This is a genomic window from Allorhizobium sonneratiae, from assembly GCF_023700755.1.
Classification (GTDB): Bacteria; Pseudomonadota; Alphaproteobacteria; order Rhizobiales; family Rhizobiaceae; genus Allorhizobium; species Allorhizobium sonneratiae.
The window spans coordinates 307,294-319,872 of sequence record NZ_JAMKOJ010000001.1 but is presented as its reverse complement, the minus strand read 5'-3'; the positions used below and the strand labels follow the sequence as shown (position 1 = coordinate 319,872).

Here is a 12,579-nt window from a genome sequence, read left to right as displayed (position 1 = left end):
GACAGAAGGAGCCCATCCATGCGCGTTCTGGTTCTCCATTCGCATCCGGTCGAGGAAAGCTATGGGCGGGCGCTCTATCGCACAACCTGCAATGCGCTTGAGACGGCGGGGCATCAGGTCGATGGCTGCGATCTTTATGCTGAAGGCTTCAATCCGGTGATGAGTGCCGAGGAACGGCGCATCTATCACGATTATCCGGAAAACACCCTGCCCGTGCAGGACCATGTGGCACGGCTGAAGGCGGCAGAGGCGCTGGTGATTGTCACGCCGATCTGGAATTTCGGCTTTCCCGCCATGCTGAAAGGCTATTTCGACCGGGTCTGGCTGCCGGGCGTGAGTTTTGCGCTGGAGGATGGCCGGCTGACACCGACACTCTCCCATATCCGCAAGCTCGCCGCCGTCTTCACTTACGGTTCAACCCCGCTTCGCGCCTTTCTGGCGGGTGATCCGCCGAAAAAAATCGTCAAACGGGTGCTGCGCGCCCAGATCCGGCTGGGCGCGCCGGTCACCTTTCTGGCGCATTACGACATGAACAATTGCACCGAGGAGACGCGGCAGGCCTTTCTCGATAAGGTGCAACGAAAGATGGACCGCTTCTGACGCCGTGCCTGCTCAAACCCGCAGACAGTGAAGCAGATCACCCATAGCATCGAATTTGACATCCGGACGAAGCGCGTCAATGACCTGATGATGGCGTGGCCCGGTGGCATGACTGGCGCCGCAAAAGGCGAGAGCCCGCATTCCGGCAGCCTTTGCCGCGGCAAGACCGGCAGGACTGTCCTCAACCACGGCACAGCAAGCAGGCGCCACCCCCATCCTCTCAGCCGCATGGAGAAACAGATCCGGCGCGGGCTTGCCGTTCTTCACCATGGTGGCGCTGAAAATATGCGGCTCAAAACGGTGCAGAAGCCCGGTAACGGACAGCGACAGCACAATCCGTTCGGGATTGGAAGAAGACGCCACGCAAAAGGCAATTCCGGCCCGCTCAAGATCGTCAAGCGCTGCGGTAAGCCCCTCTATGGCGCGCAGACCGCTGCGAAAGCGCTGATAAAGATCCTGACGCATCGCATCCAGAAAGCGTTCATCGATGGTGAGGGCAAATTCCTCTCTTGCCGTCTCCACCACGGTCGCCATGCTGCGGCCGAGGAAATTTTCATAAACATAGGCGTCATCGATTGCGACACCCGCCCTGTTGAAGGCCGCCACCAGAACCTCGACCGACATCGGCTCGCTGTCCACCAGCACGCCGTCGCAATCGAAAATCACCAGCCCTGTTGCCGGTTGGTGCATGGCCACCCCTTTGTTCAGTTGCCCAACGCCCCATCGAGATAGCGTTGCAATGTTTCCGCCGTGCCATGGCTGCGCAGCGCGGTCAAGGCCTCGCCAAAGCGCTGCCGGAACAGCCTGTTCTTCCCGACCGCGCCGAAAATGTCATCCAGGTCCAGGAAGATCAGCGGGTCTTTGCGGCTTTCGAGCGCTGCCTTTTGCAGCCGTTCGGCACTGGCATCGTTGAAGATGATCTCCTTGCCGCTGTCGGACGTGCCCTCGAAATAGCGGCACCACAGCGCCGAGACCAGCGCCAGCCCCACCACATCGAGCCCCTTGGCCAAGCGGTCCGCCGTCGATGGCAGGATGAATTTCGGCTGACGGTTGGAGCCATCCTGCGCCAGACGCGGGATCGTGTCGCCGATCTTCGGATTGGAGAAACGCGCCTCGATCAGCGTGGCATAGTCCTCAAGGCTGGTATCGGGCACCGGCGGCACCACGGGAATGATTTCCTCATGGGTCAGCCTGGCGAGAAAGGCCCGGATCAGCGGGTTTTCCATCGCCTCATGCACGTAATGAATATCCATCAGCGCCGCCGGATAGGCGATTGCCGCATGGCCACCATTGAGAATGCGCAGCTTCATCAGTTCGTAAGGCGCGACATCCGGCACGAAGGTCACGCCGACCTCCTCGAAAGCCGGACGGCCAAGTGGGAAATTGTCTTCCAGCACCCATTGCTTGAACTCCTCGCAGAAGACCGGCCATTGATCCTCAATGCCATAGGTGTCGCGGGTGATGTCGATCTCGCGTGCGCCGGTGGCAGGCGTGATGCGATCGACCATCGCATTGGGAAAGGCGACGTTGTCGTGAATCCAGTGGGCAAAATCCGGGTCAAAAAGTGCGGCAAGCCCGGTCACGGTCGCCTCCGTCACCTCGCCATTGCCGGGAATATTGTCGCAGCACATCACGGTGAAGGGGGCATGCCCCGCAGCACGGCGGCGCTTCAGCCCGGCAATGATCAGGCCGAACACGGTTTTCGGCTGATCGGGGTTTTTCGCATCGGCGAGAATGGCCGGATGTTTCGGATCGAACTTGCCGGTGGCCGGATCGATGAAATAGCCGCCTTCGGTAATGGTCATCGACACGATGCGGATCGCCGGATCGGCCAGCTTTGCGATGATAGCGTCGAAATCGGGGGCCGCGATGAAATCCACCATCGGCCCGGTGACGGTGGCCGCACTTTTCGCCACATCCTGCTCGACCACCGTGGTCAGGTAATCCTGCGCGGCAAGCTTTTGCTTCATCGTCGCGTCAGAGGCCAGCACGCCTGCCCCGATGATGGCAAAGTCGAGATTCTTGCCCTGATTGAACAGTTCATGCAGATAGATCGCCTGATGGGCGCGGTGAAAATTACCGACGCCGAAATGGAGGATGCCGGGCGTGAGGCTTTCACGCGCATAAGCGGGAATGGCGGCCTTCGCGGCGGCGTCTTTGAGCGAGGCAAGCGATAGTTTGACGGTCATGGGATTATGTCCTGACAGTATTTCGGGAAATCAGCGAGGGTTGCAGAGGGCAGCCTGAAACATGTGCCATGATCAACTCATCCAGTTGCCGCCATCGACATTGTAGGTCTGGGCGACGATGTATTCGGCTTCATCGGAGGCGAGGAAGATCGCCATGCCGGTGAGGTCTTGGGGCTGACCCATGCGGCCATAGGGCACGGCTTCGCCAACCAGCTTTTTCTTTTCACCGAGAGGGCGGTTTTCATGCCTGGCAAACAGGGCATCGACGCCGTCCCAGTGCTCGCCATCGACCACGCCCGGCGCTATGGCGTTGACATTGATGCCGTGCTTGATCAGATCGAGGCCTGCCGACTGGGTCAGCGAAATGATCGCCGCCTTGGTGGCGCAATAGACCGCCACCAGCGCCTCGCCACGACGGCCTGCCTGGCTCGCCATATTGATGATCTTGCCGCCCTTGCCGCGGGATATCATGCTTTTCGCCGCCGCCTGCAGCATGAAGAGAGACCCGGCGACATTGATGGAAAACAGCCGGTCATAGCTCTCGCGGGTGATCTCGACGATGGGAGCGAGATCGAAAAGAGCGGCGTTGTTGATCAGAATGTCGAGCCCGCCGGTCTTGTCTTCAACCATGCGGATGGCCGCATCGATGCTCTCCTGTCGGGTCACGTCGAGAGGCACGGCATAGGCCTGAGGGCCGATCTCGCGTGCCGTCTCCTCTGCGCGCTCCAGATTGATGTCGGCAATGGCGACGGTTGCGCCCTCGCGCACATAGGCTTCGGCGAAAGCCCGGCCAATGCCACGCGCCGATCCGGTGATCAGCGCCGATTTGCCGTCAAGACGCTGGCTCATGCGGCAAGTCCCTTCTCGTTGAAACGGTAGAGTCGGTTTTCATCCGGGGTGATGAACACGGTTTCGCCATGGCGAACCGGAATGTCGCCATCGGTGCGGGCGGTGATCTGGCCGATGCCATCGACATCGACATGCAGGAAGGTGTCGGAGCCCAGATGTTCGGCAATCACCACCTGGCCCTTCCACGCGCCTTCGGTGGTGGAGAGCTTCACATGTTCCGGACGGATGCCGATGGTGTGGCCACCATGCCGTTTTGCCGTCTCGCCGGAAATCAGGTTCATCTTCGGCGAGCCGATAAAGCCCGCAACAAAAAGATTGGCCGGATTTCGGTAAAGCTCCATCGGCGAGCCGACCTGCTCGATATGGCCGCGATTGAGCACAACGATCTTGTCGGCCATGGTCATGGCTTCCACCTGATCATGGGTGACATAGATCGAGGTTGCGCCGAGCTTCTGATGCAGTTCGGAGATTTCGAGGCGCATATTGACGCGCAGTGCCGCATCGAGGTTGGACAAAGGCTCATCGAAGAGGAAGCAGCGCGGCGCACGCACGATGGCGCGACCGATGGCGACGCGCTGGCGCTGGCCGCCGGACAGTGCGCGCGGCTTGCGCTCCAGATAATCGGTCAGGTTCAGGATGCGGGCGGCATCCTCGACCTTGCGGTTGATCTCGGCCTTGTCGACGCCTGCCATTTTCAAGGGAAAGCCGATATTGGAGCGCACGCTCATATGCGGATAGAGCGCATAGGACTGGAACACCATGGCAAGGCCGCGCTCGGAGGGCTTTTTCTCGGTGGCATCGGCGCCATCGATCATGATTTTGCCGCCGGAGACATCCTCAAGCCCGGCAATCAGCCTCAAAAGCGTGGATTTGCCGCAGCCGGACGGACCGACAAAGACGACAAACTCGCCATTGTCGATCTCCAGATCGATATTCGGAATGACCTTGGCTTCGCCGAAAGTCTTGGAGACATTTTTGAGGGTAATGCTGCCCATGGGTTACATTCCTTTTTTCGCAATTCCGAACGCAAAACCGGCATCCACTTTTGCTGGAATTGCTTGTTTTTTTTCGCAATTCCGGACGCAAAACCGGCGTCCACTTTTGCTGGAATTGCTTGTTTACTTGACCGCGCCAAAAGTCAGACCACGCACCAGCTGCTTCTGGCTGAACCAGCCGAGAATGACGATGGGCGCAATCGCCATGGTCGAGGCCGCCGAAAGCTTGGCATAAAACAGTCCTTCGGGGCTTGAATAGGAGGCGATGAAGGTGGTGAGCGGCGCGGCATTCGACGTGGTGAGGTTCAGCGTCCAGAAAGCCTCGTTCCACGACAGAATGATGTTGAGCAGCACGGTGGAGGCAATGCCCGGCACCGCCATCGGGGTGAGCACATAGACGATCTCCTTCATCAGCGTTGCCCCGTCCATGCGCGCCGCTTCAAGGATTTCGCCCGGGATCTCCTTGAAATAGGTGTAGAGCATCCAGACGATGATCGGCAGGTTCATCAGCATCAGCACGACAATCAGCCCGCTTCTGGTGTCGAGAAGGCCGAAATTCTTGAACAGCAGATAGATCGGGATCAGCGCGCCGACTGGCGGCATCATTTTGGTGGAGAGCATCCACATCAAAACATCCTTGGTGCGCTTGGTCGGCGAAAAGGCCATGGCCCAGGCGGCGGGAATGGCGATGGCAAGACCGAGCAGTGTCGAGCCGAAGGAAATCGCCACGGAATTCATGAAGTGGCTGAGATAATCCGAGCGGCTTTGCACCTCGGCATAGTTTTCCGTGGTCCAGTGGAAAAACAGGAAGGATGGCGGTGAGGCAATCGCTTCGCCTTCCGTCTTGAAACTGGTGAGAAAGGTCCAGAGAATCGGGAAGAAGATGATTAGCCCGATCAGCCAGGCGATGGCGGTGAAAGTCAGTTTTCGTTGGGTGGAAACGGCGCGGGCCATGGCTCTTATGCCTCCAGGTTCTTGCCGATGAGGCGGATGAGGACAAGGGCGACGATATTGGCCAGAACCACGGCAACGATGCCACCGGCGGAAGCACCGCCCACGTCGAATTGCAACAGCGCCTGGGTATAGACCAGATAGGTCAGATTGGTGCTGTCCGTTCCGGGTCCGCCATTGGTGGTCACAAGGATTTCGGCGAAAACGGAAAGCAGGAAAATGGTTTCGATCAACACCACCACGGTGATGGCACGCGCCATATGCGGCAGGATGATATAGATGAATTTCGCAATCGGCCCGGCCCCGTCCATTTCGGCGGCTTCCTTCTGCTCTTCATCCAGCGACTGCAGCGCAGTGAGCAGGATGAGCGTGGCAAAGGGCAGCCATTGCCACGCAACGATCAGGATGATCGAGGTGAGCGGCATGGTGGCGAGAAAATCCACCGGTTGCAGACCGAGGAGGCGAAAACCCCAGGCAAACAAGCCATTCACCGGGTTCATCAGCATGTTCTTCCACACCAGCGCGGCAACCGTCGGCATGATGAAGAAGGGCGAAATCACCAGAATGCGGACAATGCCCTGACCGAAAATCGGCTGGTCGAGCAGAAGCGCCATCAGAATGCCACCGATGACGGAAATCAAGAGCACGCCCCCCACAAGCAGAAGCGTGTTGACAATGGCCGCGAAAAAGGCCGGGTCGGTCAGAAAATACTGATAGTTGAGAAAACCGACGAAATCATGCGCCCCCGGCATCAGCAGATTATAGTTGAGCACGGAGAAATAGATGGTCATGCCAAGCGGTACGATCATCCAGATGAACAACAGGATGACCGATGGGGCCATCATCGCTCTGGCTGCGGAGTGGGTCTGGGTGGTCGCCATGGAGCCCGCCTCTTGGATACGGTGTTTATCGTTTATGTGTCACGTGAGAGCTTATCCCCTCAGCCTACCGGGCAGAGGGGATGGGCCGCCTCCTGCATAATTCCTTGGATCGGGTGAGATTTAAGGTGAAAATTATGCAGCAGATTTAAAGCAGGTGGCGGCTTATCAGCCTCAGTCAACGTGTTCTAAGCCTGTGTTTTTTCGCATGTCGCGTTTCATTGAAGACAATGAAACGCGACATGCTTTAGGCTCAGGCCCACCGAAGCATTTTACTTCTTCGGATAACCGGCCTTCTTCATCTCGCGTTCGGTCAGCATCTGCGCAGTCTTCAGCGCCTGATCGACACTTTCCTGACCGGCAAGAGCTGCGGAAAACTGCTGACCGACAGCGGTGCCGATCGCCTGGAATTCCGGGATCGCCACATATTGCACGCCCTCATATGGCACGGGCTTGACGGTCGGATGCTTGGGATCGGCCGAATCGATGCTCTCCAGCGTCATCTTGGCGAAGGGAGCAGCCTTCAGATAGTTCGGATTGTCATAAAGAGACGTACGGGTTCCCGGCGGCACATTGGCCCAGCCGTCTTTCTCCGCCACCAGATCGGTGTAATGCTTGCTGGTGGCCCATTCGATGAATTTTTCTGCCGCAGCCACCTTCTTCGAGCCTGCCGGAATGGCGAGGTTCCAAGACCAAAGCCAGTTGCCGCGCTTGCCAAGCCCGTTATCCGGGGCAAGGGCAAAGCCGACCTCATTGGCAACCTTCGAGGCCTTGGGATCGGTCACGAAGGAGGCGGCGACGGTGGCATCAATCCACATGCCGCATTTGCCGGTCTGGAACAGCGCCAGATTTTCGTTGAACCCGTTGGAGGACGCGCCCGGAGGACCGGCATCCTTCATCAGCTTGACATAGAAGTCGAGCGTCTTTTTCCATTCCGGCGTGTTGAACTGCGGCTGCCATTTTTCATTGAACCAGCGCGCCCCGAAGGAATTGGACATGGCGGTGAGAAACGCCATGTTCTCGCCCCAGCCGGCCTTGCCGCGCAGGCAGATGCCATAGACTTCCTTGGACTTGTCGGTGATCTTGCGGGCAGCGTCGGCGATGAAGTCCCAGGTCGGCTTTTCCGGCATTTTCAGCCCGGCCTTCTCGAACAGGTCCTTGCGATACATGACGAAAGAGCTTTCGCCATAAAAAGGTGCAGCATACAGCTTGCCGTTGACCGTGAGCCCCGAGCGGATGGCCGGCAGAAGATCGTTGGCGTCATAGCTCTTGTCGGCGGTCAGCTTGTCGAGCGGCACCAGCCAGCCCTGCTTGCCCCAGATCGGCGCTTCGTAAATGCCGATGGTCATGATGTCATACTGGCCACCCTTGGTGGCGACATCGGTGGTGACCTTCTGACGCAGGATATTTTCTTCCAGCGTCACCCATTTCAGCTGAATGTCGGGATTGGCCTTGGTGAAATCATCCGTCAGCTTCTGCATACGGATCATATCGCCATTATTGACCGTGGCAATGGTCAGGGTCTCCGCTGACGCCATACCGGAAAGCGCCAGCACCGAAACGGCGCCCAGCAACAGGGTCTTCATTGTCATCATCTTCCTCCCAGAAGATTGGTCATCCCGGAGAAGCCTCTCTGCCCCCAGCCCGGAATGCGGTTCGAGATACCGTCAGTGGCGATCCTCATCGCCACCTGTTTCCTTGCCGGGGATCACTCCCCGACAATGAGCATTCGCCTCGCTCGTGGGCAATTACTCACTTTCATACACAGATTGTCAAGCCGGAATCGTTGCTGCATCGCAAAGATGCTGTTTAAGATATTATTCATGAATGGAAAAAGACGTAACCATTCTCGTCTGAAATCCGGCAAGGAAGGTTCAGACACAAGCAAGAGCAGGTAGACGCAGGAGAGCGGGCGTTCTTATTCTGTGAGAAGAAAATGGGCCGCTTGTTCGTCGGTGATCAGACCGTTGATATGGCCGCCAAGGATGGCGGCGCGAATGGCGGCGTGTTTGCGCTTGCCACGCGCCATGCCGATGACAGTGGCGGTGCTGCGGTCTGGAATGGTCAGGCTGGCGACGCGCTCATTGACCGGATTGTCGAGAAGCTTTCCGTGCCCATCGAAAATCCAGCCGCAGATTTCGCCGGTGGCACCAGCATCGAGCAGGGCCTGCATTTCGCCATTGCTGAGAAAGCCGTCCTCCACCAGCGGCCCCGCCATGGTCATTTCGCCAATGCCGACAAAGGCGGCGTCGGCAGTACGGCCAAGGGCGATGGTCGGGGCAACAAGCGGTTGGCGATGCAGAAGATCGCGCTCCTGCCGCGACGAGACGATGACCGGCAGCGGCATGGGAAAATGCGGTGCTTTCACCGCATCGGCCATGGAAAAGATGACGTTGAAATAGGCCGCCGACCCATCCGGGCTGATATTGCCGGTGAGCGAGACGATCTTGTGCTGCGGACACTCCATCGGCGGCAACTGGTCGATGACGGCGCGCAGCGTGCGGCCCGTGCCCATGGCCAGCGTCAGCGGCTCAGGCCGTTTCAGCCAGCGCTCCAGCTCCTCGGCACCCGCCTCGGCAATGCCGGTGGTGGCGGCTTCCGAGCCGGGATCGGTCGGCACGATCTCCACCTGTTTCAGACCGTATTTTTCCTTCACCGCCTCGGCCAGTTCCAGACAGACGGCAATCGGGTGATCGATCCTGACCTTGACCAGTTTTTCCGACACGGCCAGCGACACCAGCCGCTGGGCGCTCTGGCGGGAAATATTCATGGCGGCGGCAATGTCATCCTGGGTGCGGCCCGCGACATAGTAGAGCCAGCCCGCACGGGCGGCGTCATCCAGCCGTGAATTGAACCCTGCCTTGCGCGCCATGATCAGCCTCCGAAAGAAGAGGTAGCCGCGAAGAAATCCCTCCGTCAAGAGGCGCGATCCTGCCGGCAAGAGAGATGGCCTTGAGTTTTGGCCACAGAGGAGGCTAAAGCATGTCGCGTTTCATTGTCTTCAATGAAACGATAACGTACATGCGACACTTCAGAGACTTAAAGCACATTGCATGAGGCTGATAAGCCGCAATGTGCTTTAGAAAGAGCAATCATTCTCAGGAGGCTTCCCGTGCCCGCTCCCCACAATCGGTTCAAACAGGCGCTGAAAGACCAGAGCCGACGTCTTCACGGTCTCTGGGTGGCGCTGGCAAGTGCGCATGTGGCCGAGCTTTGTGCCGGTTCCGGGTTTGACTGGCTGCTGCTCGATGCCGAACACGGGCCGAACGACATCCCACTTCTGGCTGCCCAGCTTGCCGTAATCGCCCGTTTCGACACCCATCCCATTGTCCGCCTGCCGGTCAATGAAAGCTGGCTGATCAAGCAGGCGCTCGATATCGGCGCGCAAACCCTGCTGATCCCGATGGTCAACAGCGGCGAAGAGGCAAAGGCTGCGGCCAAAGCCTGTCTTTATCCGCCACAGGGCATTCGCGGTCTCGGGGCCGGACTGGGGCGCGCCTCGAATTTCGGACGCATCGGCGACTATGTCGCCACCGCCAATGACGAAATCTGCCTGATCGTCCAGATCGAAAGTCGCAAGGCCATGGAGAATCTGGAGGACATCGTCACGACAGAAGGCGTGGATGCCGTGCTGATCGGCCCGGCCGATCTGGCCGCAGATCTCGGCTTTCCCGGCCGGGTCGATGCGCCTCAACTTCAGGATGCCATCCGAGACATTATTTGCCGGGTCAAAGCGCTTGGTAAGCCGGTCGGCATTATGACCGGCGATGCCGCCCTTGCCCGTCTGGCACAAGACGAAGGTATTGGCTTTCTTTCCATGACCAGCGATGTCGGGCTTCTCGCATCTGCCGCCGCCCGCCATCTGGCGCAGTTGCGCGGCGAAAATGGCAAGGCTGACGGCGGTTATTGATCCGGCTCTTGATTCAGCATCGGAACATAAGGATGAGAGACTTATGATTGCGCTGTCTTTGAAACGAAAGGCGCGGCGTTCCGCGCGGGAGAAATGATGTCGTCTTCAGATGTTCAATTGCTGGCAATCGCCCTTGCGGGGGTTGTCTTTCTCGTTGCCCTGATCGTGTCCAAGATCAGAATGCACCCTCTTCTGGCGCTTTTGCTCACCGCGATTGCCGTCGGGTTTCTGGCGGGAATGCCGCAAGACAAGCTGACCAAGGCGATCATTGGCGGTGCGGGCAGCACGCTCGGCGCGGTCGGCATCGTCGTGGCACTGGGGGCGATGCTCGGCAAGATCCTTGCCGATACCGGCGTGACCGAAGGCATTTCACAGACGATCGTCAACCGGGTGTCGACCCGGTTTCTGCCCTGGGCCATGGCCGGTGTCGCCTTCGTCATCGGCATTCCGATGTTTTTCGAGGTCGGGCTGGTCGTGCTCCTGCCACTGATTTTCTCGGTTGCACGCAAGCTGGATGAGGCAAAAGCCGTCAAAGGCTCGGCCTATGTCTATATCGGCGTGCCGGTCATTGCCGCCCTTGCCGCCATGCATGGCATGGTGCCACCGCATCCGGGACCGCTGACGGCCATTGCCGCGCTCAAGACCAATGTCGGCGCAACCATGCTCTATGGTTTTCTCGCCGCCATTCCCGCCATTCTGCTCGGCGGGCCGATTTACGGCGCCTGGGTGACGCCCCGGCTGAAGGTGCGGCCGGAATCCGCGCTGATCGAGCAGTTTTCGGCGATTTCAAAGGGTGCACGCGCCGAAAAGGCCACGCCCGGTTTGGCGCTCAGCCTGTTGACCGCCCTGCTTCCAGCCATTCTGATGCTGGCCAATTCGATTGCCGAACTGACCTTTGCCAAGGGAGCGGCCATTCTGGCAATCACTTCTTTCCTCGGCAATCCGATGATCGCCATGCTGATCGGCGTGCTGTTTGCCGTGGCGGTGCTGGGCAGCCGCGGCTATGACCGCGCCGACGACCTGCGCTCTGCCCTGACCGGCAGCGTGAAGCCGGTCGCCAATGTGCTGCTGATCATTGCCGGTGGCGGCGCCTTTCAACATGTGCTGACCGCCGCTGGCGTTGGCAATGCCATCATGCATCTCAGCCAGCAATTTTCGCTCTCACCGCTGATCCTCGGCTGGATCATTTCCATGCTTCTGTCCGTTTCGACAGGATCGGCAACGGTCGGCATTGTCGGCGCCTCGGGTCTGCTGGCACCGCTTGCCGCAGCACAGGCCATGAATGCGCCGCTTCTGGCGCTGTCCATCGGCTGCGGCTCATTGTTTTTCAACTATGCCAACCATGCCGGTTTCTGGCTGGTGAAGGAATCGTTCGGTATGACCATGGGTGAGGCAACCATGACGATTTCGATCATCCAGTCCATCGTCTCGGTGGTCGGTCTGGTCATGGTACTGTTCTTCAATCTCATGCCCGGCCTGATGTGAATGACGTTGATCCGAAGGAAGAGACGATGGCAGATGTGAAACTGGATGAAAGCTGGAAAGACGCGATCGGGCCGGAATTCGACCAGCCCTACATGCAGCATCTCAAACAGTTTCTGCTCGCGGAAAAGCAGAAGGGCGCCACGATCTTTCCCAAGGGCGCGGATTATTTTCGCGCGCTCGACCTCACCCCGATCGACAAGGTGCGGGTGGTCATTCTGGGACAGGACCCCTATCACGGACCGGGACAGGCGCATGGCCTGTGCTTTTCCGTGCGGCCCGGCACGCGCATTCCGCCCTCGCTCGTCAATATCTACAAGGAAATGCAGGCCGATCTTGGCATTGCCCCGGTCCGTCACGGCTTTCTCGAACATTGGGCGCGTCAGGGCGTATTGTTGTTAAACAGCGTTCTGACGGTGGAGGCAGGCCGCGCCGCCTCGCATCAGGGCAAGGGCTGGGAGCGCTTCACCGACCGGGTGATCCATGCCGTGGCAGAAACCCGCGAGCATGTCGTTTTCATTCTCTGGGGCGCTTACGCGCAGAAAAAAGCGGCATTTGTCGATCAAAACCGGCATCTGGTGCTGAAATCGGCCCACCCCTCGCCGCTTTCGGCCCATAACGGCTTTTTCGGCAGCCGTCCGTTTTCAAAGGCCAATGCCTATCTCGAACGCCATGGCGAGACCCCCATCGACTGGCAATTGCCGGAGGATCCCGATCAGGCGTGA

12 protein-coding genes are annotated in these 12,579 nt (G+C 58.9%); 4 read left to right on the top strand and 8 right to left on the bottom strand.

The window, feature by feature from the left end; translation table 11 throughout:
* Nucleotides 1-18 precede the first annotated feature (18 nt).
* Complete coding sequence (locus NAC44_RS01350) at nucleotides 19-600, top strand: NAD(P)H-dependent oxidoreductase (protein ID WP_250937071.1); 582 nt, start codon at nucleotides 19-21, stop codon at nucleotides 598-600.
* Between the two features lie 12 nt (nucleotides 601-612).
* On the opposite strand, the gene NAC44_RS01345 is transcribed toward NAC44_RS01350, so the two are convergent.
* The 8 genes from NAC44_RS01345 to NAC44_RS01310 all read right to left on the bottom strand — a co-directional run bounded on the left by NAC44_RS01345 (nucleotide 613) and on the right by NAC44_RS01310 (nucleotide 9,334).
* The gene (locus NAC44_RS01345) at nucleotides 613-1,290 is read right to left on the bottom strand and encodes an HAD family hydrolase (RefSeq protein ID WP_250937607.1); all 678 of its coding nucleotides are present in this window, start codon (nucleotides 1,288-1,290) and stop codon (nucleotides 613-615) included.
* Nucleotides 1,291-1,304: 14 nt separating this feature from the next.
* Entirely contained in the window at nucleotides 1,305-2,789 is a 1,485-nt protein-coding gene (locus tag NAC44_RS01340) for a mannitol dehydrogenase family protein (RefSeq protein ID WP_250937069.1), read from the bottom strand.
* A gap of 72 nt (nucleotides 2,790-2,861) precedes the next feature.
* A complete protein-coding gene (locus NAC44_RS01335) occupies nucleotides 2,862-3,638 on the bottom strand; it encodes an L-iditol 2-dehydrogenase (protein ID WP_250937068.1) in 777 nt (258 codons plus the stop codon).
* Nucleotides 3,635-4,633, bottom strand: coding sequence for an ABC transporter ATP-binding protein (locus NAC44_RS01330; protein WP_250937066.1), 999 nt, complete (start codon nucleotides 4,631-4,633; stop codon nucleotides 3,635-3,637). The genes NAC44_RS01335 and NAC44_RS01330 overlap by 4 nt, the downstream gene beginning before the upstream one ends.
* A 123-nt stretch (nucleotides 4,634-4,756) precedes the next feature.
* Nucleotides 4,757-5,587: a carbohydrate ABC transporter permease gene (locus tag NAC44_RS01325; RefSeq protein ID WP_250937064.1), complete on the bottom strand. Its 831-nt coding sequence runs from the start codon at nucleotides 5,585-5,587 to the stop codon at nucleotides 4,757-4,759.
* 5 nt (nucleotides 5,588-5,592) lie between these two features.
* On the bottom strand, nucleotides 5,593-6,465 hold the full coding sequence (locus NAC44_RS01320; RefSeq protein WP_250937063.1) for a carbohydrate ABC transporter permease: 873 nt from the start codon (nucleotides 6,463-6,465) through the stop codon (nucleotides 5,593-5,595).
* A 269-nt stretch (nucleotides 6,466-6,734) separates the two neighbouring features.
* Nucleotides 6,735-8,054, bottom strand: a complete 1,320-nt coding sequence (locus NAC44_RS01315; RefSeq protein ID WP_250937062.1) for an ABC transporter substrate-binding protein — start codon at nucleotides 8,052-8,054, stop codon at nucleotides 6,735-6,737.
* A gap of 326 nt (nucleotides 8,055-8,380) precedes the next feature.
* On the bottom strand, nucleotides 8,381-9,334 hold the full coding sequence (locus tag NAC44_RS01310) for a sugar-binding transcriptional regulator (RefSeq protein ID WP_250937061.1): 954 nt from the start codon (nucleotides 9,332-9,334) through the stop codon (nucleotides 8,381-8,383).
* 240 nt (nucleotides 9,335-9,574) lie between these two features.
* On the opposite strand from NAC44_RS01310, the gene NAC44_RS01305 reads away from it, so the two are divergent.
* From NAC44_RS01305 to ung, 3 genes are all read left to right on the top strand, one after another.
* Nucleotides 9,575-10,372, top strand: coding sequence for an HpcH/HpaI aldolase family protein (locus tag NAC44_RS01305; protein WP_250937060.1), 798 nt, complete (start codon nucleotides 9,575-9,577; stop codon nucleotides 10,370-10,372).
* A 96-nt stretch (nucleotides 10,373-10,468) separates the two neighbouring features.
* On the top strand, nucleotides 10,469-11,857 hold the full coding sequence (locus NAC44_RS01300) for a GntP family permease (protein WP_250937059.1): 1,389 nt from the start codon (nucleotides 10,469-10,471) through the stop codon (nucleotides 11,855-11,857).
* Nucleotides 11,858-11,883: 26 nt separating this feature from the next.
* Nucleotides 11,884-12,579: a uracil-DNA glycosylase gene (gene ung, locus NAC44_RS01295; RefSeq protein WP_250937058.1), complete on the top strand. Its 696-nt coding sequence runs from the start codon at nucleotides 11,884-11,886 to the stop codon at nucleotides 12,577-12,579.